Annotated in this window: 21 protein-coding genes; 4 read left to right on the top strand and 17 right to left on the bottom strand. The window is 48.7% G+C overall.

Annotation, left to right across the window (positions count from 1 at the left end):
- Positions 1-112: 112 nt before the first annotated feature.
- Complete coding sequence (locus tag EIZ48_RS08705; protein WP_160650166.1) at positions 113-1,015, bottom strand: VirK/YbjX family protein; 903 nt, start codon at positions 1,013-1,015, stop codon at positions 113-115.
- 237 nt (positions 1,016-1,252) lie between these two features.
- On the bottom strand, positions 1,253-2,065 hold the full coding sequence (locus EIZ48_RS08700; protein ID WP_160650164.1) for an enoyl-CoA hydratase/isomerase family protein: 813 nt from the start codon (positions 2,063-2,065) through the stop codon (positions 1,253-1,255).
- Positions 2,066-2,204: 139 nt separating this feature from the next.
- Between EIZ48_RS08700 and EIZ48_RS08695 the strand changes: the two genes are divergently transcribed.
- The gene (locus EIZ48_RS08695) at positions 2,205-3,155 is read left to right on the top strand and encodes a LysR family transcriptional regulator (protein WP_160650335.1); all 951 of its coding nucleotides are present in this window, start codon (positions 2,205-2,207) and stop codon (positions 3,153-3,155) included.
- Between the two features lie 111 nt (positions 3,156-3,266).
- Positions 3,267-3,863 carry a hypothetical protein gene (locus tag EIZ48_RS08690; RefSeq protein WP_160650162.1) on the top strand — a complete coding sequence of 199 codons (597 nt, stop codon included), beginning with the start codon at positions 3,267-3,269 and terminating at the stop codon, positions 3,861-3,863.
- Positions 3,864-3,942: 79 nt separating this feature from the next.
- Here the strand turns inward: EIZ48_RS08690 and EIZ48_RS08685 are convergent, their stop codons facing one another.
- The 14 genes from EIZ48_RS08685 to EIZ48_RS08620 all read right to left on the bottom strand — a co-directional run bounded on the left by EIZ48_RS08685 (position 3,943) and on the right by EIZ48_RS08620 (position 20,161).
- On the bottom strand, positions 3,943-5,694 hold the full coding sequence (locus EIZ48_RS08685; RefSeq protein WP_160650160.1) for a hypothetical protein: 1,752 nt from the start codon (positions 5,692-5,694) through the stop codon (positions 3,943-3,945).
- Positions 5,678-8,002, bottom strand: a complete 2,325-nt coding sequence (locus tag EIZ48_RS08680) for a DUF4062 domain-containing protein (RefSeq protein WP_160650158.1) — start codon at positions 8,000-8,002, stop codon at positions 5,678-5,680. The genes EIZ48_RS08685 and EIZ48_RS08680 overlap by 17 nt, the downstream gene beginning before the upstream one ends.
- Before the next feature lie 212 nt (positions 8,003-8,214).
- On the bottom strand, positions 8,215-10,152 hold the full coding sequence (locus EIZ48_RS08675) for a monovalent cation:proton antiporter-2 (CPA2) family protein (protein WP_160650156.1): 1,938 nt from the start codon (positions 10,150-10,152) through the stop codon (positions 8,215-8,217).
- A complete protein-coding gene (locus tag EIZ48_RS08670; protein WP_160650154.1) occupies positions 10,149-10,772 on the bottom strand; it encodes an NAD(P)H-dependent oxidoreductase in 624 nt (207 codons plus the stop codon). Before EIZ48_RS08670 ends, EIZ48_RS08675 begins: the two co-directional genes overlap by 4 nt.
- Positions 10,773-11,030: 258 nt before the next feature.
- Complete coding sequence (gene yedF, locus EIZ48_RS08665) at positions 11,031-11,597, bottom strand: sulfurtransferase-like selenium metabolism protein YedF (protein WP_160650152.1); 567 nt, start codon at positions 11,595-11,597, stop codon at positions 11,031-11,033.
- Positions 11,581-11,847, bottom strand: coding sequence for a putative Se/S carrier protein (locus tag EIZ48_RS08660; RefSeq protein WP_160650150.1), 267 nt, complete (start codon positions 11,845-11,847; stop codon positions 11,581-11,583). The genes yedF and EIZ48_RS08660 overlap by 17 nt, the downstream gene beginning before the upstream one ends.
- A 10-nt stretch (positions 11,848-11,857) precedes the next feature.
- Positions 11,858-12,646 (bottom strand): acyl-CoA dehydratase activase, encoded by a 789-nt coding sequence (locus EIZ48_RS08655; protein ID WP_160650148.1) that lies wholly within the window; start codon positions 12,644-12,646, stop codon positions 11,858-11,860.
- Entirely contained in the window at positions 12,643-13,818 is a 1,176-nt protein-coding gene (locus tag EIZ48_RS08650; RefSeq protein WP_160650146.1) for a double-cubane-cluster-containing anaerobic reductase, read from the bottom strand. The genes EIZ48_RS08655 and EIZ48_RS08650 overlap by 4 nt, the downstream gene beginning before the upstream one ends.
- A gap of 100 nt (positions 13,819-13,918) precedes the next feature.
- Positions 13,919-15,067, bottom strand: coding sequence for an aminotransferase class V-fold PLP-dependent enzyme (locus tag EIZ48_RS08645; RefSeq protein WP_160650145.1), 1,149 nt, complete (start codon positions 15,065-15,067; stop codon positions 13,919-13,921).
- A gap of 324 nt (positions 15,068-15,391) precedes the next feature.
- Complete coding sequence (locus tag EIZ48_RS08640; protein WP_160650333.1) at positions 15,392-16,684, bottom strand: rhodanese-like domain-containing protein; 1,293 nt, start codon at positions 16,682-16,684, stop codon at positions 15,392-15,394.
- Positions 16,685-16,761: 77 nt separating this feature from the next.
- On the bottom strand, positions 16,762-18,228 hold the full coding sequence (locus EIZ48_RS08635; protein ID WP_160650143.1) for a DEAD/DEAH box helicase: 1,467 nt from the start codon (positions 18,226-18,228) through the stop codon (positions 16,762-16,764).
- A 169-nt stretch (positions 18,229-18,397) separates the two neighbouring features.
- Entirely contained in the window at positions 18,398-19,213 is an 816-nt protein-coding gene (locus EIZ48_RS08630; protein ID WP_240152915.1) for a TPR end-of-group domain-containing protein, read from the bottom strand.
- Between the two features lie 126 nt (positions 19,214-19,339).
- A complete protein-coding gene (locus EIZ48_RS08625) occupies positions 19,340-19,513 on the bottom strand; it encodes a hypothetical protein (RefSeq protein WP_160650140.1) in 174 nt (57 codons plus the stop codon).
- 150 nt (positions 19,514-19,663) lie between these two features.
- Complete coding sequence (locus EIZ48_RS08620) at positions 19,664-20,161, bottom strand: NUDIX hydrolase (protein ID WP_160650138.1); 498 nt, start codon at positions 20,159-20,161, stop codon at positions 19,664-19,666.
- Positions 20,162-20,303: 142 nt separating this feature from the next.
- On the opposite strand from EIZ48_RS08620, the gene EIZ48_RS08615 reads away from it, so the two are divergent.
- The gene (locus tag EIZ48_RS08615) at positions 20,304-20,756 is read left to right on the top strand and encodes an RNA-binding S4 domain-containing protein (protein WP_160650136.1); all 453 of its coding nucleotides are present in this window, start codon (positions 20,304-20,306) and stop codon (positions 20,754-20,756) included.
- 85 nt (positions 20,757-20,841) lie between these two features.
- On the opposite strand, the gene EIZ48_RS08610 is transcribed toward EIZ48_RS08615, so the two are convergent.
- Positions 20,842-22,599, bottom strand: coding sequence for a sigma 54-interacting transcriptional regulator (locus tag EIZ48_RS08610; RefSeq protein ID WP_160650134.1), 1,758 nt, complete (start codon positions 22,597-22,599; stop codon positions 20,842-20,844).
- A gap of 408 nt (positions 22,600-23,007) precedes the next feature.
- Between EIZ48_RS08610 and ygeW the strand changes: the two genes are divergently transcribed.
- Positions 23,008-24,195, top strand: coding sequence for a knotted carbamoyltransferase YgeW (gene ygeW / locus EIZ48_RS08605; RefSeq protein ID WP_075765141.1), 1,188 nt, complete (start codon positions 23,008-23,010; stop codon positions 24,193-24,195).
- The last annotated feature ends 104 nt before the right edge of the window (positions 24,196-24,299 follow it).

The following is a 24,299-nucleotide window of genomic DNA, read 5'->3' as shown; positions in this document are numbered from 1 at the left end:
TTGTTATGCTTAATTGAGAGCAAGAGTCATCTATTTGTGATCTGCTTCATCAAAGTGGCGTATTGGTTATTACCAAGTGTCGCCCATGCGTGAAAATTAGTTTAAGAAACGATTATCTCAAACTGCTAAGCGATGCTGCCATTTGCTGTTCATACTTATCGAGCAGTTCGTATCGCTTACAGTACATTTTTCTCTTGGTGCGATTTAGAGTGCTTAGATCTCTTCGAGTTTTATCCAAAGGCAGCTTGAATCTATATTTGCTGTGTTTCTCCCCTTTTAGCTCAGTGCAAAAGGCGTCATAATCGAAAAATACTTTCTTGCGTTGTTTATGGGTGCGAAAGCGTGACGCGCTGTAAATGTGCCCTTTGTTTGTGACGCAATAGACGTTCCTGATGCCAAAGTGTCGTGCAAACATCAACGTCAGCTCAACAATAAGCGCTTTAGGCCGCATTCCATGCTGAGCTTTTGTAAGGGACTTAATGATATCAGGAAGACTTTCTGTTTTTCCCCTTGAACCCTGTACGCAACCAATAAACAGATCTCTGTGTTCAGTAATATTGAATGTGGTGAAATAAATATCTTGCGATAGTTCATTTGTTATTGCTAAACCTAAACCACCTTCACGCCATTCCCCCATATAAAGACGCACATCGTAGTTCTCGCCATTTTTACCCTGGATTGAAAACAGTTTGTATCCTTGTTCTGAATAGACTTCCTTACACTTTTTACCAAGTTCGGTGGACATGAAATTGAAATGAGCATAAAGGTTTCTTAGGCGAGTCTTTTTGTCCCAATCAGCACACACATGAGGGTGCATTGGTTGATCGTAGATTTTTGGTCTGAGCTTAAAAAGTTCTCTTATGTTCTTGTCATTCTGCATTGATTGCATAGCTTTTGCCGTTCCAGGACTAGCTATATACCGGAAACAGAACCTACATTGATCTCTGTAAACGCTGTATTTTTTTTGGGGCCCATATATTGTTTTAGAAATATTGTATAACGTCTTTAGCTTCATCAATGATTCCATAGTTATTATTAATGCTGCAGGGAATTATGCTGAAGAGATATAAAAGCTACTGTATGGGTTTGTGTGAATTTGTCAGAAATGTCATTACAATTTGGAACTTCGCAGTTTCGGTATCCATTCGCTCCCCCCAGCCTCAGTATATTGGGGGGAGCGTCTGAGCACTTGGATCCTAATGCTTGCGACTATGTTCCGTTGCGCATGCTGTTGATGATTTAAGGTTATGTTTTATTTGGCAAGCTCGGCGGCGGTGTCGGCAAAGATGCCCTGAATATCATTTGCTTCACGTTCAGTTTGTCCGCCGTGCTTAAGAAATGCCTCGATAATGGCCTGGGTCTTCTCTTCTTTTGCGCGCTCCAGGAAGTAGCGCAATTCCAATTCCGCACCTGCATTTTCATCTTTGATTGATGCCTCGATGATCGCTTTGTACATCACGATATCTCGAACTTCTAGCTGGCTAATCACCCCAAGTGTTTGAGTTAGGAAGCCATCCATTTCTGCCTTTGGTACATACTGGGTAATAATGTTCAATGCTTCTGCTTGCTGGGCAGTAAAGTCATTACCGAGAAGCAGTGCTTGTAGCGCCTTGTTTTTGCCCATTCGTCTTGCAAAATGTACCGCACCCTGGCCGCCAGTCGGGATGTTGACGTGAATTTCAGGCTGGGCAAAGGCGGCGGTTTCTGTGCCGTATGCCAAGTCACACGCCATGACGAACTCATTGCCGCCTCCTCGTGCTACACCGTCAACCACAGCCACAGAGATCTGCTTCATTGCTTTAATGTTGGCAATCATGTGATTGAATTCGATCGATGCTGCCTGGCCACCCTGAGTACCGTTGATCACATGCAAATCTAAGTGAGCCAGGAAGAACTTTTTGTGGAGTGATTTGAATACCACTACTTTTGTATCACGGTCATCTTTTAGCGATAACACAAACTCGTTGATTTCATTGATTAGCTCAATCGTTAGAACATTCACTGGCGGATTATTGATAGTGACTGTTGCAATGCCGTTGTTGTGGGTAATCGATAGTGTGTTCATGGAATCTTCCTCACTTGAGTAAATGGGTTGTGTCAGTTCAAGCCCTCAATGTGTGGTTACTATAGGAATATTATAGGAGAGGAAAAATGTGCTAATTGGCATATAATTGGTGCTTTTAATGCAACAAAAAAGAAAGCGTATGGATTTTTCTAGTCGATTATTACTGCTACTCGAAGTGGTAGAACTCGGTTCATTTACCAAAGTGTCTGAGCAAAGAAATGTTGATCGATCGGTCATCTCTAAACATATCAGCCGATTAGAAGATGAGCTTGGCGTTCGTTTGCTAAACCGAACGACGCGCTCGCTATCTTTAACCGCTGCCGGGAGCGAAATGGTGAATCAGGCCAGGTCATTACGGACCTTGTTAAATGATACGCACCGGCTGGCGCAGAATTACCATGCCGAGCCCAAGGGCGTACTGCGCATCACCAGCTCGACCTTGTTTGGTCGGCAGTATGTTCAGCAAGCGGTAGAGGTATTTCAGCAACAATACCCGGATGTCGATATTGAACTGCGTTTAGAAGATCGGGTTGTGGACATGGTCAGGGAAGGGTTTGATATTGGCTTTCGTATCGGCAAGCCGAAAAATTCCAGCCTGATTATCAGAAAAATAGCGCGTAACAGGTTATTGATTGTTGCTTCCCCTAAGTTCATTCAAAAGTATGGAGAAATCAACACGGTTCAACAGTTGGAGTCATTACCTGCGACAGCCTACGCTGCGCCGGGGCTCTTGATTGATAAATTCAGGTATCTGGATGACAACAACGAGAGCAAGCACTTTCAGCTGAAGGTGGCCTATAAAGTGAATGATGTTGAAATGGTCACAAAAAGTGCGGTAGCGGGGAACACACTTGCGGTGGTTACCGCCCAGATGATTGATAATGAAATCCTGGAGGGCAAACTTGTCCCGATAATGACGCAGCTGCATTTAGATGACTTCGGCACTTTTTATGCTGTTTACCCGCACAGAGATGCCCCCATCAAGACAAAACTATTTATCGAAACGCTCAGAGCCATCGTCGGTGATGATGTTCCGATATGGGAAAAGCATATCCCTAATTTTCAAAAGCTGTATGGCCGCGTTGGGTAGGTTTTATATCACTGTATTAAATGACATTTGTTGTTTTATATGAGGAGCTGTATAGGATTCAGCTTCTTACAAAATTTCGCCTTCGCCAAAACGCTTGGTTTGCCGACTTCTATGTCACATGATCTTGCAACGGACACGGCTCAGGATCATTTTGTCCTTGGTGCAGGCTCAACCAAAAAGAAGACAGCCAGAGACTACGATAGCGTCGCCTTCTACCTGCCTTATGAGAAGGCCGCAAGCCCAGAAGAGGCGAGGAAGTATGTCTTCGATCACTTCATCAAGTTAATGAAGGATATGGGATTAGAGCTTGAAGATGTCGACTCTGAATATGAGTACGGTGTCGGCCAGCCGTTTACCCATCCAACATGCACAAAGCTTGATACTAACTGCCGCTATCGCATTCGAGTGAAGGAGCCTGTTGTTGCCTATGCACCTGAATTGCTCGGTGGTTATAAGGCTTGGGTGTGGAGTAGTGCCTCGACGAATACGCCATCGATTGCGATTTATGATGTGGCGAACTTTTCTGATCTCGCGACGTTCAACTTAAATCAGATCACATCGAATGAAAAAGCGATCCAAGCCAGTTTTAATTTGCCTTTAAATAATGCTTTCCCTGATTGGGCTGTTCAGTACAAAACGGCGACGTACAATCGTGCGCCATATGTATTGGTCAAAGGGAAGGAGTACAAGTTTGAAGAGCCGAAATAAGGCTGGCTAGGCGATACCTGTTTTCATTCAGGTATCGCCTAGTTGATGTGAATCGTGGGCTGATCGTGAATTAACCGCCTTAATGCCCGCTATTATATTCCGACTTGGCGTTATAGTAGACCCACTCGCAGTGTTCGCTGAAGGCCTCTTTTGCCAGTTCCTGCAGGGTGTAGTGATAATCGGAGGTGTTCTCCAGTTCAGTTGCTGCGCGCTGGTATAAGGTAATCAACCGGGAATAACTCACGCACAAGTGCTCGTAGCCGGCGAGGTTGATCCACAGGGCAAAAATACCACTGGTGAACAGCATGACTTTGATACCCAGGTAGAGCCAGGTGTAATAATCGGCAGTGTCGGTTAACTGCAAAGTGAACAATGAAGCCAGCAGTATCACAAAACTTGTCATCAAGAATTTAGACAGCTTGCTAAGGGTCCGGTGATAATGACCGGGCATTTTTAGCAGATTGCTATGAATCTTTCTTATTTCCCTAATACCTTTATCGGGTGTCGCGGTAAGCCGCGCTTTAAGGTATGAGATCTGGCTTTCCATCCAGGCATCTTTGACTTTATCCGGAGCGATGATGCTTTTGTCCTGCCACCAGGCCCACTCAGTTAAGTACACTGCTTGCTGGAACAGTGGCAGGTTATTGCGCATTTGCCGCGGTAGCAGCGAGCTTTCGCAAGGAGCAATATCGGCTAGGTTCAGGTAACCTCTTAGCCTGATGGCCTCGGCAACGCCGCGATATAGCTGGTAGTCACGCTTCCAGCCTCTGACTCTGGATGTCCAGTAAAGGCCCATACAGGCAACAAGGGCAAACAAGACGATGCCTGTTGCTATATACCCTGAGGTCGAACTAACACCCCATTCAACAAACTCTAGTGCCAGTAGGGCAAAAAACGCAAAGAAGAAAAACGTCAGCACAGATTTCTGGTATTTATCACGCCTTTTCACCGCCTTGGTATCGGCATAGTGGAATAACTGGTTTAACTCGGGCGTTAGGCCTGGCTGTGCGCTGTCTTGCTCGGCTTTTTGCGTATCGTTCCCCTTGTGTTTGCGGTTAAACAGACGTATTTGTTCAAGCAGTGTGGTGAACTCGTGAGACAGAAAATCCTGTACGCTTTGATGGTGGCTGCAAGACAGGTAAACGGGGCAGGGGGAGCCTTTTAAATGTGTGGTCGGATAGCTGATTTCGGTATCATCGCTTGAAGGCCTGCAGCGCGTGACGGGAATATGTTGGACAACCCCACCGTTGGAGCCATCGAACCCTTTGGGGAACAGGGCTTTAATTTCTGGGATATCGGGAATATCGCCAAGCTGCATTCTGACGACATCGGCGGTGCCACCATGCCCCTTGGCAGGTTTGCTGTCCCACAGGGCGATAACGACATTGGCATAGCGGGCAAACACTGCGCCTTGATAGAGGTAAGGGTACGCCTCATCCATTTCGTTTATGGCAGGTTGGCTGGGTGCTGTGATGGTACAACCATACTGTTCGCAGATTTTAGCCGCGTATTCAAAGTCCTCCTGGTTGTCGTAGCTTTCCTTAAGTTGGGGCAGGGGAGCTACAAGACAGGGTAGCGGGGTGATCCTTGCTCCTGCGGATTTCAATTGTATGGCGGCTTTCAACGCCAACAGATCGGCTCCCTGTGCCATACCGCACAACAGGTGGATCGGGGTATCCGGGCCGACGGTTTTTACCCAGTATTGCAGGCAGGCTGTAAAGGCTTCCGAGATGGTGCTGTGATCTCGGCTGTCTTGCAGGGCATCAACATCTCGATGCCCGGTAACCGCAATAATCAGGGGTATCCTGCCGGCATTATTGTCCATATTCATGATTTGTTTGCTGCTGTGTAGTTTGTTGTTGCTGGGTACGGTTATCGGTCATAGCTATCAGGCTACGCGCGACTGCTGGATTATCGAACCAAGCGTCAAGCCGGTTGCCGCCTGAGTGCAGCGCACGGCCCGTTAGCGGGCTCTCATCACCAGCAAAGAGAATCGCTTCCAGCTTACCGCTACCCAGTTCGGTCTTGCGGGCAACATCTATACGCCCCTTGCGAATCATCAGATGGTTATACTGTCCACTGTGAGCCGAGACCGAATACTGCTCAAACTCGTTGACTTTTGTCAGCCAGGTGCTGGTTTGTCTTACGAGAAGAGACAGCTCCTGCTGACAGGCCAAGGCTGACTGGTTGAACTGTTCAACTTGCTGTTGGTACAGTGCCTTGAACTGCTGCTCGGCCTCGGTGATATCAGATTCACGCAGCTTCTCGACTTCTTCCTGCAGCGGGTGAAGCAGGGCTTTTAGTTCGATTTGTCCGATCTTGTTGTTGAAACTGGATAGCGAAAGAGCCAGGGAGCGATTAATTTCACTGACGTAGTTTACTTCTTCCTCGGTACTTTTAACTGCCTTCGCTTTCTTTGTGCTGAGAGCTGTCCTGATACATAAAGTTAAAATCAAGCCTACCAACAGCAGGAAACCAATGTTTGGTGATTGGTTGAAACCTGCCCCCATAGCAATGAACATGATGACGCCCATGATATTACCAGCATGCAGTTTTCGGCGTGCAGCTTGCTCCTGCTCTTTTGCCGTAATGACTTCTTCCAGCCGCTCATGGCGTGCCTTCAGAAAGGCTCGTGCTTCGGTCAGGGCTTCAGTTAATAGCTGGTGTTCTTGCTCCTGATACTTTTTCTGCTCTCGGAGCTGGTCTAGTTGTTGTTGAATATCGATATAGCGCGTCGTTAACTGGGAAGAAGCCTGACGCAGTACTCGATAGTTTTGCCATACATATTGCGAAGCCACATAAGCGCGTTGCAGCAATGCCGCATCTTTTTGTAGTGCTGGTGGCTGGGGAGCAGAAATGGCCAACTGCTGTCTTGCCCACAGTTGGTTTTCTGTCAGTGATTTGTGCATGTTGAAGTAAAAGCTGTCTAGCTTATGGGAAACCTCTGTGTTTACTTCAGTAAAGGTATATGGGTATTTCTCTGAAAATCGGTCAGCAACCAGAACGTAGTGGGAGAGCTTGAATCGCAGCAGCGAGGACATGGTATCAACGGCTTTGTGTAGCCATTCTATGTTGTTGTTCTTCTCCCGTTGCATCAGATAGACTTCGGCGAGAAACTCGAGTGCTTCATAGGTTGGATAGGCTTCTATCGCCTGAAGCAAAAGGCTTTCTGCTTTGGCAAAGTCTTTCTGAAAGCAATACGCCCTGCCTAGGTGGGTGAGGTGAAGCGAAGTGAGCAGGGTATCCTCGTCTTTCAGCATTTTTTCCAGCGTCTCTGCATATTGCTGACTGCTGCGCCAGTGTTCTTCGCGGGTACCATGGAGGGCATACAATCGGCTGAGCCAGAAGCAGCTGAAAAAGTCTGAGCCGAACTCTTTAATGGCTTTTTGTAAGTTCTTGAGTGCCTGCTCCTGATGACCGTAGGTCAGGCTCTGGTAGGCCCATTGCTTACGCTGTGCGAGATCAGCTGCTAGCGGGCTGCTGACTTTATCCTGTGTAACTGGGCGGTAGATGCGGGTTAACTGTTTGCGAACACCTTCTGGCAGACGGTCGAGTCGATGACGGGGAAAGCCGGATACATCTAGCAGATCCGAGGCAAGGGTCAGCTTTTCTTCTTCGCCAAGTGCTTGCCATACATCATCTTCAAGTTTGTTGGTGATTTGCCGGGCGATGGCTTCCGAATCGAGCGTAGGGAGCTGACCGATTGTGACACAGTCACTGAGGCGTTCGTAAACCCGGCGCACAGCTGGTGGCATGTTATTTAGCGTGTCATATTCTGGGCCAATCAGAAAGGCGAAAACATCCACATCGGCTTCTAGCGCGGCTTCAATTTCCAGCTCGATATAAGTCTTGCCATTTTCAGCCTCGCTGCCGATATTCTGTCCCAGCAGGCAGATCATATAGCGGCTGTTTCTCACACACTGCAGGCTGTTCTCTAAGGGCGCAGCTTTAAAGGCTTCCAGTTGAGCTAAGTGAAAAGGTTTCAGGCCGCAACGCTGGAGGGTAACCGACTCACCCATACGCTTGGTGATGTGCTCAACCAGAGTCTTGAACTCAGAGAAAGAGAATGAAAAAAAGATGTTGTCCATAAAAGATGTGTGTCCCTTGCCTGCCAACAGAGAAATCGCTGTATTGCGCATTATCTCCTGCCATTCACATAGTCAATGACATCAAATGCGTATGATTATAGGAGTATTAGGACACAAAGAAACGGCTAATGATCTGTTTTTAAAGGATTCGTGATCTCTGAACTGAAAGGTGCAATCTGCATTTTGCAGAAACTGCCAAGGTGTTGTTAAGGGCTTTCGGCGATGCTACGGCCCCTGCTCAATAAGGGCCGTAGAGTAGGTAATTAACTGCTTTGTGACTGTTCCTCGTCACTGATTGCTTCGGCATATCCTTTCGGCGGCGGTGTCCAGCCGCGCTCCGAGCGGGCATGCTTGTCGCTGCGATCCTTCTTCATCTCTTCTGCCATCACCTCTTCCAGACGGACAAAAAGATCACGGTAGTTATTATCAAAACGTTCATCTTCGGAGTCAGATGCCCAGGCGGCATAGAGTTTGTCGGATTTACGATCTTCGACCCGTTTATAGGTGGCTTTCTGTTGCTCGACAAAGAACGGATGCAGGCCGAGTGTTTTCATTGCGTGTCCGCCAATTTCCAGCGCCGAGTGATAGGTTTCTGACTCAATAATGTCTGCGCCAGCTTGCCTTAACAGGTAGCCATGACCTCGGTCGAAGGCACGGGTGATGACTTTGACTTTCGGATAGGTGTGTTTGACGTATTTCACCAATTCGACACTGTGCTCGCGATCATCAATAGCTACAACAAGGGCTGCGGCGTGCTCTATCCCGGCGGTGTGCAGCAGATCCGGGCGGGTAGCATCACCAAAGTAAGCCTTGGTGCCAATTTGACGGACGACATCGACCTGATTGGCCTGATGATCCAGTACGACGGTTTTGACACCGTTGGAAACCAGCAGACGGTTGACTATCTGCCCGAAGCGGCCGATTCCGGCGATAATAACCGTGCCCTGGTCGTCGATTACGTCTGTTTCGCGGTCGTTAGAGGTTTTTTCAAACCGCGGAAGAATAACTCTATCAAACAGGATAAACAGCCCCGGGGTCAGGAACATCGATAGCGCGACAACAAGGGAAAGTGTCTGCGCAATATCGGCGGGGATAACGTGATTTTGCAGCGAGAAGCTAAGCAGTACGAAACCGAATTCACCAGCCTGTGCGAGGCTGAGGGTAAACAGCCAGCGGTCGCTGCCCTTGATCCTGAAGACCAACGCAAGACTATACAGTACCAGAGCCTTCACAAGCATAACGCCCAATGTCAGAGCGATAATGATCGTGAAGTCATTCAATAGCACCGAGAAGTTGATGCCGGCACCCACAGTGATGAAGAATAGTCCGAGCAATAGCCCTTTGAACGGATCTATGTTGGACTCTAGCTCATGGCGAAATTCGCTGTTCGCCAATACTACTCCGGCCAGGAAGGTGCCTAACGCGGGAGACAGGCCCACCAGGCTCATTAGTGCGGCTATGCCGATCACCAGCATTAATGCTGTCGCGGTAAAAATTTCGCGCAGGCCTGAGCTTGCCACAAAACGAAACAGCGGGCGGCTGAGGAAATGACCACCAACCACAACCGCAATGATAGAGCCGGTGATCACCAGGCCATATGCCCAGCCAGGCAAACCGACAACAAGGCTTAACTCGTCATGATGCTCAGCGGCTGTGGTGGCTGCCGATTGTGCTTTTGCTACCAGCTCGGGGAGTGCCAGCAGCGGGATAAATGCCAGCATAGGGATGACGGCAATATCCTGGAACAGCAGAACTGAAAAGGCGTTCTGACCGCCCTCTGTCTTGGTCAGCCCCTTCTCATTGAAGGTTTGCAGCACAATCGCGGTGGAAGAGAGCGCAAAAATGAGGCCGATGGTCAGGGCAATTGTCCAGGGTTGTTCGAAGAACAAGGCGATCCCCATTACCGCGGCAGCGGTTCCGCCTACCTGCAGGCCGCCAAGTCCCATCAGCCGATTTCGCATCGCCCACAGCATTTTGGGCTCCAGCTCTAAACCGACGAGGAACAGCATCATGACTACCCCAAACTCGGCAAAATGCTGAATGGTGGTGGTCTCTTCCCCGACCAAGCCGATAACCGGACCAATTACAACACCTGCAATGAGGTAGCCTAATACCGAGCCTAACCCGAGCCGCTTGGCTATCGGAACGGCGATAACGGCGGCAACCAGATAAACGAATGCCTGCAAAAAGATACTGGTCATTTGGCCTCCGCTATATTGGTCGGGTTCGTTTCGAGGTAGTGATTGAGCTTTTCTGCCGGGGCGGCAGAATCAAGATCGATGTTGCCTGCGACGAGTCGCTGTAGCAGATCACGCCATGCATCAAGGTGACCGTCGATGCGCTCTTCCTCCAGTGCTGTGCGCGAGCCAAACAGCGCAAAAGGCGGGAGATAGAACATCCCGGTCAGGCTGGCCATTTGTTCAAGGGGGGAGAGTAGCTGGCGAATAGTGAAATGGTTATAGCCGTCTGCATGGTAAGCATCGGCTTTTCCGCCGGCGGTTAGCGAACAGAAGAAGGCTTTGCCTGATAGCGCGTCGCCGTCAGGGCCGTATGCAAAGCTGTATTCCAGCACCAGATCTTGCCATTCTTTCAAGATGGCCGGGGTGGAGTACCAGTACAGGGGAAACTGAAAAATGATCACGTCATGGTCGACCAGTCGCTGCTGCTCGCGGTCAATATTGATGTTGAACGTCGGGTATTCCGCGTACAGGTCGACGGCTGTGACACCGTCAACGCGCTTGGCCAATTCAAACAAGGGCTGGTTGACCTCAGAGCGATGCTGAGAAGGATGTGCAAAAAGCACCAATACCTTTTGGCTCATAGTGTTCCTTACCATAAATCTAAGATTGGTTGTAACGTGTTCAGATTTTTCTCATCTTACTTCTTGCCTGGTAGCTTGCAACCATTATAGAAGATAGTGGCACTCTGTTTGCGGGACTCGTCTTTTAGGTACGTTTGGTGGGCAAGTCGGTAACTGGGTCGCAAACAGCTGCGGTTAAGTTTGTCCTAGAGGGGGATTGCGAGTCTGGTTGTCGCGCAGGCAGATGAGCTGCGCGACATGGCGCTTGGCCGGTATCGCCTATAGGCTTATCACTTGATTTTGACTGTGATAGATACCGATAAGATCGTGCATGGTGCCGATACGGCCAACGGCGAGTTTGTCTTTAATTTCGAAGAAATCCAGACAGGTGCCGCAAACTATGATGTCTACCCCCTTATCCTGCAGTTTCTGTAGCGCATCGACAGTGTCGGCTTGATCGATACAGAGCTTCACACCGGTGTTAACAAAAAAGATCGAAGTTGGCACCTGTTCATAATCGGAACTGACATTGAAAAAAGCATTTATCAGCTTTTGACCGATCACTTCATTTCCCTGACCAAGGGTGTTGTTTTCGATAACATAGGACTTTGGCAATATAGTTTGCTGGTGACTGGTGCTGGCGATAATTGTTTGTCCTTCAGGAGTCTGCAGGACTTCCTCGACGGTTAACCCTTTCTTTATCAGGTTGTCTATCAGGGCTGTCGTAATCGCTTGATCTGAGCTGAGAATTTCGACGTTGCTATGGTTTTGGTCTTCGAAAACAGTTTCTACCAGATTGAGAGCCTGTTGTTGTGAGACTCCGCGAACATCAATCTTGTTGATCATAATGCTTTACTCCATTGAGAAGTTTTCTTGTATATAAATGGGTGTATTCCACGTTTAACTGTTTGAGCGTATCCGTCATATTCGGCCTGTCACACTTTTCCAGTGCGATGCAGAACCCGCATTTTGAGCTAATCGCTCTCGGAGAGCTGATCAGCTTTGGCAGTAATGCCGCCTTTTTGAGTTTGCTTTCCGCTTTCAAGGCCTGATGGCTTGAATTGAAAGTAATAATGTAAGTAACTGAATCTTCCATTGAACTCGCTTTACAATGAATTTTGGGCAGCAACTTGCTGGCCAATAATGGCGGCGCCTAGTGCACCGGTAAGTTGAGGGTGGCTTGGAATGTCAACAGACAGGCTTCCTACCTGGGCTTGAATCGCTTCTAGCACGCCTGGATTTTGTGCCACACCACCGGTAAACACGATGGGTTCGGCAAACCCGATCTTTCGACCCAGAGATACAACGCGTTTGGCCACAGAATGGAATACTCCACGGAGAATGACCTCTGCGGGTACACCTTTATGAAGCAAACCAATGACTTCTGATTCGGCAAAAACGGCGCACATTGATGAGATTTCACAAATTTCGTTGGTGGTTAAAGCGGCCGTTCCTGTTTCATCCAATGACATATCCAGAGTATGGGCGACCATCTCAATGAATTTTCCGGTACCTGCAGCGCAGCGATCGTTCATCACAAAGTCGTCCACTTTGCCATTCTCGGAAACCTTAACCACTTTGGAATCCTGGCCACCAATATCTATGATGGTTCTGGCTTGCGGGCATAGGTAGGCGACGCCTGCCGTGTGGCAGATGATTTCTGAAGAGGCTTTATCGGCGAGCTCGAAGTAGTTTCTGCCGTAGCCTGTTGCGACTGTCATTGCCACATCTGAGCGGTTACATTGGTTGGCAGCGAGCATGTCAGAATACAAACGTTCTGCGTTGTCTCTCGGTGCGGCACCACTTAAGGTGACCGCTGAATCGATAATATTCTGGCCGTCAAACATAACCATCTTTATGGTTCGGGACCCGATATCAACGCCACATGTGATCATTGAGCTAACTCCAACAAGGTTTGTACCCGAACTTTTAGTTGCTCCCGGTCTGAGCTGGAGTAATCGGTTTCTACCTTCAGGTAAGCCAGTCCTAGCTCTTTACGTACAAATTCGTTGATTAAGACAGACTCAACGTTGTAGGTGTGGCAAGCCTGCCAGACCAAGTCGATGACAGCATCTGCCTGATAATCCCTGGCGAGTTTTTTCAGTAAATCCTTTCTGCCTTCATTCGGGGTCATACAAGAGCAAGGGATATTAAAGTGCTTGCGAGCAATTGCTTCTAGTGGATCGCCTTGCTCAGAGACCTCTTCGTATACCCCTTTAATCCCGGAGCAAGCTTCCTGGACGACGACAACACCGCCACACTCTTCGATAATCTCAATGAGTTTCTCTGTGCCATGACCGGTAGGGCAGCCTGTAAGAAGAACGCGAGGAGCGCTGGCGGGCGCGACCTGATGGCCTTGCTCTAAACGCTGGTTAGCCATTGCCAAAAAGTTCTTCATTTGCTCAAGGTGTTTAGAAAAGCCAGCAACACGGTAGCGGGTCTGTGCGATTTCATAACCTGATACGATGGCGGGTTTATGCTGACCGAGCTCTTGAATGGCAAGGATCAGGCGGCGTTCTTCATTCATCGCCTTAATTGCTGCGCGTAATTTTTCCTCTGTGATGTCAGTCTGGAAGGTTTGCTCGAGTTTCTGCTTCAATTCCTCGACTTCGGCCAGCCAGTGCCGAAAAGCACGTTCCTTGTCTGACTTCTGAGTGAGCTCAAGAACATGCATGTTTTTGTCCCGAGACAACACTTCATACATTTTCTTTTTGCCGTCGCAGGTTGTCTCGGCGACTAACAAATCTGAATCATTGAGTAACGGACAGCCTCCGGTGAGAGCGTAACCATAGGATGATTTGATAAGAGGACATAAATTCGAAGGCAGTACGGTTTCAGCATGGGTAATGGTGTTTTGACTGGTACCGCAAAGACATATGGGGGTTGCACCGGCCGCCAGAATCAGATCTCTTGGCGTGAATTCGCAGTAAAAACCGACGATCCCATGCCCCGCTTGTTTTTGTTCGGAGACGTAGCGGATTTCATCGGATATGGCACTTTTAAAGTAGTCCAACGGTGACGGTACTGTTTGTTCTGGCGTGACATCGCCCTTGCTCGCTTCTAACATAGCATCCCTTTATATTTATTGAATTTTAATTAGCTGACGGCTATCAGGTGTTGGCTACGGATAGCTCCCGATACCGAGAAATTGTTCTGGATTAGTGGCTTTAGGAGGCCAGCTGCTTTATTGCCGATATGGCCTGTTCGATTTGTTCTGGTGTCGTAAACGCGCCAATGCTGAGCCGTATGGTGCCGTTAGGGAAAGTGCCAAGTGTTTTATGTGCGGCAGGTGCGCAATGCAGGCCGGTTCGGCAGTAGATACCATGTTCGTAGGCCAGAAGCTCATCAATTTCGCCGTTATCTTTATCTTTGATTGTAAAGGAGACGACGCCGACACGAGGCTGAGTATGGTCCGGGCCATAAAGGATCACGCTGGGAATGGCTTGAAGCCCTTTAAGCAGTTGCCTGGTCAGTGTCTGTTCGTGTTGGGACACAGCGTCGACGGTTTTATCCTGTAACCAGCTAATTCCCGCATTTAACCCGGCAATTCCCGGCAGGTTTGGCGTACCGCTTTCCAGGGAGTCGGGTAGAAAGTCAGGTTGCACCTCTAATTCTGAGTTACTTCCTGTGCCACCAGTGATGAGTGGTTTGATAGTCAAGCCTTGCAGCCTGTCACCGATAACCAGGCCACCAATCCCCATCGGGCCCATAAGCCCCTTATGTCCGGTGAATGCCAGCAAATCAATACAGGACGCTTCCATATCGATAGGAATTACTCCGGCAGTCTGAGCGGTATCAACGAGAAATAAGCAGTCTTGCTGGCGGCACAACTGGCCAATATGGGCGATAGGTTGAATGGTGCCAAAGGTATTCGATGCGTGATTGATGGCAACAAGCTTGGTTTTTGGGGTCATTGCCGTTTCGAGATCAGCTACCGTAATAAGACCTGTTTTCGGGCAACAGGGGATAACAGTAACAATTACACCATCTTGCTCTAATTGGCGTAATGGCCGCATCATGGCGTTGTGTTCCATGCTGCTCACTAATACCTCATCACCGGGAGCCAACAGGCCTTTTAGTGCCAAGTTGAGGGACTCGGTAATGTTGCCGGTAAAGACAGCATGGGCATCGTCGCTGGCACTAAAGAAACTGATCAGTCTTTCTCTGGTTTCAAAGATCAGGCGGCTTGCATCATTGGCCAAAGGGTGGCTTGCCCTGCCGGGGTTAGCACAATCCTGGCTAATATAACGAGTCATAGCCTCAACAACCTGTGCCGGCTTAGGGTTACTGGTTGCCGCGTGATCAAGGTAAATCATGATTTCACTATCCCTATACTCGGCTGTCATGTGATCTCGGTAGGAACATGAACTAGCCAGAAACACCATTTAGTCGCGGTATGGCGACACGAAGTGCTGCTCCTCAAGGAGATGCGGCGTTTATATTAGTGTTTATTATAAAGGTTTCAGTGAAATAGATCGCATATAGGTGCGATTAACGATCAGTAATTATTGATAATTTGAGTTGGTAACGTGGTATGTAAATGAAATGTATGGAAGCCGTGCTGACACAGATATTATGTGGTGATAATTCTGTGTCAGCAGTGTCAGTCAGATTGAAATGGGTAAATGGGTATAGGTGAGTTAGCTGTGGTCAGGTGCCACATCTCCTGTCGAGCTTGGGTTGGCAGAATCGCCGCTCCATTCGAACCAGCCGCCGTCGAAGACGCTGATGTCTTCCCAGCCCATAACATAGGCATAGAAGAAGGTTTCAGAAGCGCGCCAGCCGGTACCGCAGTAGAAGGAGACTTTCTGCGATTCGTTAATGCCCCAGTCTTTCCAGAAGGCCTCAATGATATCGGCACTGATCATAGTGTCATCCGGGTTACGGAAGTCTTCAAGGTGGTAGGCGTCAGAACCTGCATGACCCCACTTGGAGCCGGTAATACGACCTTTTGGCTTGATGTATTTATAGCCACTAGTATTGCCGATGTATTCTTCCCAGCTACGGATACTGACCAGAGATTTGTGCTCAGGATCATCGAGGATCGCTCTGGCTTCCGGTACATCAATGATCAGCTCAGGACGGGAAGGGATCGGACGGCCGAAGTCGACATGCTTTGGTGCTTTGTTGAGCATTGGCTCGGTTCGATAACCGGCGTTTACCCAAGACTTCCATCCGCCGTTGAGCAAGCGAACATCATCGACGCCGGCATACATAAGAATACTGGCGGCACGAGCGGCTGCGGTATTGTCGCGGCCATACAGGACAACAGTTGTATCAAAACGAATACCAAGGTTCTTAATTGTCTCAGCAAGCTTCTTATCGTCTACCCGGTTCCACCAAGGTTCAGATTCAATATTGTTGGTATTGAGATACAGCGAACCTGGGATATGAGCAGCCAGATATTTGGTTGGCGGCCCCCAGGCGACTTCGACAACTTTGAAGCCTTTTTCCGGTGCATAGAGCGCTTGTTCGCCGTCGATAACCTGCTTGAGCCATTGCGGCGTCACCAGCTTCTCAAATTTCGCCAGACGGTCTAGCTGGCCTGAGTAGTCACTGATCTTCTGCGAAATAGCCGAAACGTTGTTGATACCGATGCTATCAAGCTGTTTGAGCAGGACATTGGCCTTCTCTGGTTCGCAGTAAAGAAAAGTCGGTTTTGTTACCTCAATTCCCTTACTCTGAAGCAGTTGCTCGAGGTGCGGAGGTCGTAGGGTGCTTAACCAGTCTGAGTCAAAATTGATTGCACCCGGAAAGTGTCCGCCACGGGTCTGTGAGGCTTCGGGCCATCCGTTGTAGTTGTTGCTGGAGCGACAGTCGATCACCTGAATATCGCTAGGTGGTAACTTGGCTAGCTCATCAAAAGTGGTTGCCATAAGCGGGGTACTTACAAGGGTTATGAGTGGGAATAGTAACCGTTTGACAGAAAACATGTGCATGGCCCGGTAGTGAAATAAGGATGGCATTATATAACGCCATCCTGGTTCATAATTTATATAAGATCACAGACTTACGCTGTTGTACGAGTATTTCTGCTCTTGTTGGCGGAGCCTGACGGTTTGCTACTTTTTGGTTTACGGTCCTGGGGCTTTCGGCTCTGGGATTTACTGCCGTTGGGCTTCTTCCCCTGCGGCTTGCTGTCATTGTTGCCACTGCTTTTGCGACGAGAATGAGGCTTCTTGTTGCCACTTGACTTGTTGGCGCCCGGTTTATTAGACGCGGTGCGGTGGCCGCTTGCATTATCACCAGAACGCTGGCCGTCTTTGTGCTCAGCTTTCGGCTTTTTCGGTTTCTTTGGTTTTTTGGCTTTCAGCGGACGAAGCGGTTGTGATTCAGGCAGCTTGTTGACCGGCGTAAAGCCAAACACTTCCTCGCGCGGCAGGATCTGCTGGGTAAGTCGTTCGATAGCCGTCAGCTCTTTATACTCATCGGCGCAGACCAGCGAGATAGCCTGACCCTCGGCACCTGCACGGCCAGTACGGCCAATACGGTGCACGTAGTCTTCGGCTACATTTGGCAGGTCAAAGTTTACGACCTGAGGCAGCTGGTCGATGTCGATACCACGGGCTGCAATGTCGGTCGCGACCAGAATACGTACTTCACCGCTCTTGAAATTAGCAAGGGCCTTGGTACGGGCGCCCTGGCTCTTGTTACCGTGAATGGCGGCTGCTTTAATGTCACGAGCCTCAAGAAAGGTCGTCAGGCGGTTGGCACCATGTTTGGTACGGGTAAATACCAGTGCCTGTTTCCATTTGTTTTCCTGGATCAGCTTGGTCAGAACGGCCGATTTCTTTTTCTTGTCAACCGGGTGAACCCACTGTTTAACGCTCGGTGCCGCTGCATTGCGCGGGGTAACAGAAATCTCAACCGGATCGTTTACCAGGCCTTTTGCCAGCTCGCGAATTTCGTCTGAGAAAGTGGCTGAGAACAGAAGGTTTTGACGATTTTTTGGCAGCACTGCCAGGATTTTCCGGATGTCGCGGATAAAGCCCATATCCAGCATGCGATCGGCTTCATCGAGTACCAGCACTTCAAGCTGATTAAACTTGATGGCGTTCTGGTTATAAAGATCCAGCAGGCGACCCGGCGTGGCAACCAATACATCGGCTCCCTGGCGCATACGCATCATCTGAGGGTTGATTTTTACCCCGCCAAAAACAACCGCCGAGCTAAGCGGAAGGCGCTTGGAATAGGTAGCAACGTTTTCGCCAACCTGCGCAGCAAGCTCGCGGGTTGGAGTGAGGACAAGCGCTCGTACCTGGTTAGGACGTACCTTGGGGCCTTTCGACAAACGTTCCAGAATAGGCAGGGTAAAGCCTGCAGTTTTGCCTGTCCCTGTTTGCGCAGCTGCCATGACGTCCTTGCCTTCTAGCACGGCGGGGATTGCCTGTGCCTGAATAGGGGAAGGTTTTTCATAGCCTTGGTTAGCAACAGCTTCAAGGATTGGGGTACATAGGCCCAGAGAGGCAAAACTCATAAGATAGTCTCAATCAAAATTAAAAACCGCCTCATAGCGCGAGGCAGGAAGCCGGCTAGCTTACAGCAGAGGAGGGGAAAGTGCTAGGGCCGTTTATCGTCAGCGTTTACTGATAAAAGATAAAGCGGCCCGGCATATTTTGGCTTTTAAATAGGCTGAGAGGGGGCAGTTATGCTTCGGCGGTTGTGATTAAGTTCTCAAAGCGCTCGTTGCCCCGGAGCGATTCGAAATCTTGTTCTTCGCTGGCCAGTTCTTTGAGTGACGCACTGCCCAAAATGGCCTGCTCCAAATCCATGATGGCCTGTTCTTCGGCCCCCAGGCAGGCATAGGCGCAAGCTCGCTGGTACAGGGCGTGGGCATTGCTGGTATCGACTTCAAGTACCCGGTTACAGATACTCAGTGCCCAGTGGAATTCACGAATTTCCATGGCCGCATCGGCTTTATGGGTCAGGGCCTCGAGATCGCCGGGACGAATTTTCAGGATTTCATCGTAGACTTCCATCTTTTGCTCGGGTGTCTGAGAGCCCTGGGCTCTTAACCAGAGATTGTGGACTTCGTTGATGATCTCAATCTCTTTGTTGTTCTGGGCAATGATCCGTGTCTTTCGCTTCAGGTCGCGTTCAAGTAGCTGGAACTTTTTCTCATATTGTTCGGCAATATCCTGCAACTGCCGATCGGCCATTTGCTTGGTGTTTTCTTTAATCTCTTTCAATGACTGCCAGCCTATTAGAGCAAATAGCGAAGCGGCGCCGGCAATAAGATAGAAGAAGTAAGTGACGGTGACATTGGCATAGTTCATCGACTTGTCGGCGACACTCAACTCGCGGTCGGTGATCTCGATAGTGAGCCTGCGCTCAAGATCCTGCTGATCGGTACGCAGCGCTTTGAGTTCGTCAAGGACATACCTTTCCATCAGGGGTTTGTCATACATACTTTCCTGCGAGTATTTTTCTTCCCCCAATGCCGGCCAAGACAGCATAGCCATAACAAGCAAAGATAACAGCCACTTATACATCTCTGAGTCCTTTAACAGTCAATTAGCTAGTAGTTGCTGACTATATACCTAATTTGCCGAGCAGTTAAAGGGGGGATGTCGAGAGATTTGAGGTAACTACTGGTGGCGACATTCCTCAGGCTTAAAACCACCCGCTTGCTGAACAGAGGCCAGCATGGCCAGACGTTTCTTATCATGCGCTAGCTCGGCAGCGGAAGGTTGCGGAGCATCATCAGAAATCTCGGCGTCTGGCAGGTTAGAAAAGACATGCACCTTGTTAAATGTAAGCATGAAGAATACCCTCGAACGAAATATAAATTAGTTAATTAACAACATCCTGTCGTCTGGTGGTTAAAAAATCATCATCCTTGTCATGATTTGTTAGGGATGAGTAAACAGGCGTAGATCACACCGGCGCAACGTTTGTAGGCGTAGATATGGTTACTTTGCAAGGTAAAGTGCAAGTGCCTTTTTGACAGAGGCAAAGGCGAATTTTTCAGGCGCCAGCTCGGTAATCTTGACCCATGCTACGCCTGCGACATCATCCCCAGCCGTCAGCTCGGGTTTATTCGCTAAGTCAACGGCAAAAAAGGCGTCGCAGGTTTTATACTCGACATTCTTATAGACATAGGTGTTCGGATACGAGCCAAAGTAGTTCGCTTTGTCCGGGGCTGGCTGAAAATTCAGTTCTTCCTGCAGCTCGCGATGCAGAGCCTGCTCAAGGGATTCATCATGATCGACAAATCCACCGGGAAAGTCCCACATCCCTTTGCCGGGTTCTCGTGCGCGGGTGGCAACCAGGATTTCATCCTGACAGCGAATAACAGCCAGGACCGCCGAGGCCGTATTCTGAAAGAAGGTAAAGTCGCATTGACTACACTGAAATGATTTTTCCGATTGTGGCGAGAAGGTCGGCTGGCCGCACGAAGGGCAATACATCTTGTTATGCTACCGGTTGGTTGAAAGGCGCGAGGATAGCGTAGCCGATAGAGGATTGCCAGTTATGCAAGGCGACTTGGGTATATATCAAGCCGTAGAATAAGGTACTATAGCTCGAAATTGTCCATGTTCGGTTTATACGATGTCTGAAGAAGAATATGAAGTAGAAGCGCTGGCGGTTGAGGTATCAGCCCAGCCTATCGAGCTCTACAAGGTTTTGAAAATTGCTAATGCGGTCAGTGGCGGCGGTGAAGCAAAATATGCCATTGCCGAAGGCTATGTGGCTGTTAATGGTGAGCTGGAGCAACGCAAGCGCCGTAAGATGTATGACGGCGATGTAATCGAATTTAACAATGAATTCTACGTTGTGATTTGTGACCAGCCGGTTGATGAATCACCGCAGGAGCCTGAGCTGGCAATGCCTAAACCAGCGAAAAAAGCAGACAAGCCAGGTGCCAAGCACGCATCAGGAAAAGGCAGAGGAAACAAGTCGGCATCGGGCAAAAAAACACGCGGCAATAAAGCTGATGGAAAGAAAAAATCGGAGAGCGGGCCGGCCGATCAGTCTACCGGTCGCAAGCCAATTAGCTTCTAGTCCGTTAGGTGCTATTAAGAAAAAAGAAACTGCCTAGAATGGCAGTTTCTTTTTATGGTGAGTACGTAGAATTGGTTATTCGGTATTAATGGCTGTTGACGCTGAGGCCGTATTTCTTGATTTTTCGGTAAAGCGTGGCAATACCGATACCCAGCTCGTCAGCAACCAGTTTGCGGTTGCTCAATCGGTTTATCGCTTCCTCGATGCGGATTTTTTCCATTTCTTCAAGGCTCATCGCGCATTCGTCTGCGTGAATATTCTCGACCTGGTGCTCGACTTTGGCTTGCTCGAAATAAGGAGGCAGCAAGTCGACGTCAATCGTGTCGCCCTCCGGTACCACGTTCACCAAATATTCAATCAGGTTACTCAGCTCACGTACGTTGCCGGGCCAGTGATAGGCATTGAGTCGGGCCATGGCTTCGGATGCAATGCCCGGGTAGCTCACGCCGATCTTTCGGGTATGTATATCGAGGAAGAACTGTACCAGTAGCTCGACATCACCTTCGCGTTCTTTCAGTGGCGGGAGGTGAATAGGGATCACGTTGAGGCGATAGTACAAGTCTTCCCGGAACTTGTTCGAGGCAATCATTTCAGCGAAGTTGCGGTTGGTTGCCGATACAATTCGAATATCGATCGGGATTGAGGTGTTTGAGCCAATCGGCATCACTTCTCGCTCTTCCAGTACCCTCAGCAGTTTGGCCTGAAGGGTCATCGACATATCGCCAATTTCATCCAGGAACAAGGTGCCCTTGTTGGCAGCCTGTATCAAACCCGTCTTGCCTTTGGTGGACGCGCCGGTAAAAGCGCCTTTGACATAACCGAACAGTTCACTTTCGAGAAGCTGATCAGGTATCGCGGCACAGTTAATGGCAATAAAGGGCTTATCGCTTCGGGTACTTAAATCATGCACCGCATGGGCAATCACTTCTTTACCCGTACCGCTTTCACCATTAATTAGCACACTCGACGGGCTGCTGGCGATCCGTGATATTAAGGTTTTTAACTGCCGCATTTTTTTGCATTCACCAATCACGCTGGTAAATTGCGGTTGCGGTTCATTGATTGCAAAAGATTTATTTGGTTGATGGAAGGCCATTAAAAAAAGCTGGTGGCCACGGGCGTCATGAAATTGGCCGACAACCAGCTCCTGACGTTCGCCAAGCGATATGATGTGCTGCTGATGTCCTTTTAATTCATTATTATGAAAGGACAGAGGCTGAATATTGACTTCGACACGGGACAACTCTTCGCGTTCTATATTGAGATTATTCAGCGCTGGCTGGTTACCATATTTTACCCGGCTGTTACCGTCTAATACTAATACTCCCTGATCCATGTTTTCTATCAGGCTGGTAAATACTTCATCAAGCCCGTCATCATGTTCATTGTCACTGGCCAATACTTTGGCGACTACTATTTGGGAAATGTGCTGAATGTAGTCAGAGAATAACTGAACATTTTCTTTGATTCTCTCGCGCGACTCTTCGGTGAAGGCCACCAGGCTGATCACTCCGATACAGCGATCCTCGGCCATGATAGGGACACCGAGGAATGCCGTTTCTCGACAGGTTGCTTTGTTGGAACAGCCATCGCACAGTGGATCGGTACGAGATTTAACAACAACCTTTTCTCTATGTGTTTCAAGAATATATCGGAAAATTCTTGAACTTGTATTGAGTTTCTTACCAAAGAATTTGCTGTAAGGCCCGGTGCCGGCGATACGGACCAAATCGGCATCAACGACCTCTGCATCCAGCTGAAGTACGGCTGAAAGCATTTGTGTAAAGCGCAGTATGGTGGGCTGCAGTTGCATGAGTTCGGATTGCTGGGCGTTTTTCAACATAATTCAGGTCTATTTTGGGAAAGACTTAACAAAGTTACTCAAGAATGAATGATGTCTGCTTGATATAAGTCAGTGTTTCCCATTGGATTCGTGATGCGAAATAGGAATTGCAAGCGAGGTCACACCTGAATATCAATATGATAAAGCGCATCTGGGGCGCTATCATTTTGGTCGCTATCACTGATAGTGAGTGATAGCGTGCGACAAGAACACCAGTTAGCAATAAATCGCTTCCAAATTTCTTACCCCTTGTAATTCAAGGGCTGACGGCTTTTTTTTGTTTATTTTTCCGTTTTGTTTCGTTGTTGGCACAGATATTGGAATAGGAGAGTCAGCTGTCTGTTTTAACCCTACAGACTTTTTCCAGCCGGACACGATATAACAAATTTAATTACTGGGAAGAATAAAATGAAAAGCATTAATGAACTAATCAAGGAAATCAATGAACTAAAATCTGAACTTCATAATAAAGATTTCCTTTTAACTTGGGAGCAGAGCCCGGAAGAGCTGGAGCGCGTATTAAAAACCGCGCAGGCACTAAAAGCAATGCGCCAGGAAAATATTGCAACAAACGTATTCAAAAATGGTCTGGGTATTTCACTGTTCCGTGATAACTCCACCCGTACCCGTTTCTCTTATGCATCTGCCATCAACATGCTAGGCCTAGCCCAGCAGGATCTTGACGAAGGCAAGTCTCAAATCGCTCACGGTGAAACCGTCCGTGAAACAGCCAACATGATTTCATTCTGTGCTGATGCCATCGGTATCCGTGATGACATGTACCTGGGTGCCGGTAACGCCTATATGCGTGAAGTTGGCGAAGCGTTGGATGATGGTGTTAAGGAAGGCGTATTACCACACCGTCCTGCACTGGTTAACCTGCAGTGTGATATCGACCACCCAACTCAGTCTATGGCTGACCTGGCATGGTTGGAAGAGCACTTCGGTGGCCTGGACAAGCTGAAAGGCAAGAAGATTGCGATGACCTGGGCTTATTCTCCAAGCTACGGTAAGCCGCTATCTGTGCCTCAGGGCATCATCGGCCTGATGACTCGCTTCGGTATGGATGTGACTCTGGCTCACCCAGAAGGTTACGACCTAATTCCAGAAGTGGTTGAAGAAGCGCGTAAGAATGCAGAAGCATCTGGCGGTAGCTTCACTCAGGTTTCCTCAATGGAAGAAGCCTTCGAAGATGCTGACATCGTGTATCCAAAATCATGGGCGCCTTATCAGGTAATGGGTCGTCGTACCGAGCTGCTTCGTGCCAATGACCACGATGGCCTGAAAGCGCTTGAGCAGGAATGTCTGGCTCAGAACGCCAACCACAAAGATTGGCACTGCACCGAAGAAATGATGAAGAAGACCAAAGACGGTGAAGCACTATACATGCACTGCCTGCCTGCCGATATCACTGGTGTTTCTTGTAAAGAAGGTGAAGTGGAAGAGTCAGTATTCGAGAAATACCGTATCGCCACTTACAAAGAAGCCAGCTGGAAGCCATATATCATTGCTGCAATGATTATGAACCGCAAGTACCAGGAACCTGGTGATGTTCTGCAACAGTTATTGGACGAAGCTGAAAAGCGCGTTAAGTAACGAGTCGATATCGGATACTCCACCCTATCAGTATCTGATATATGCCACAGCTACAAAACTTGGCTAATTCTAGCCCTTTCGCGGGGGCACAGATCCCGGTTCCC

The organism is Photobacterium alginatilyticum (assembly GCF_009910675.1).
In the GTDB taxonomy this organism is placed as follows: Bacteria; Pseudomonadota; Gammaproteobacteria; order Enterobacterales; family Vibrionaceae; genus Photobacterium; species Photobacterium alginatilyticum.
Note: the sequence above shows the minus strand (reverse complement) of the source record. Positions and strands in the feature narration are given on the sequence as shown.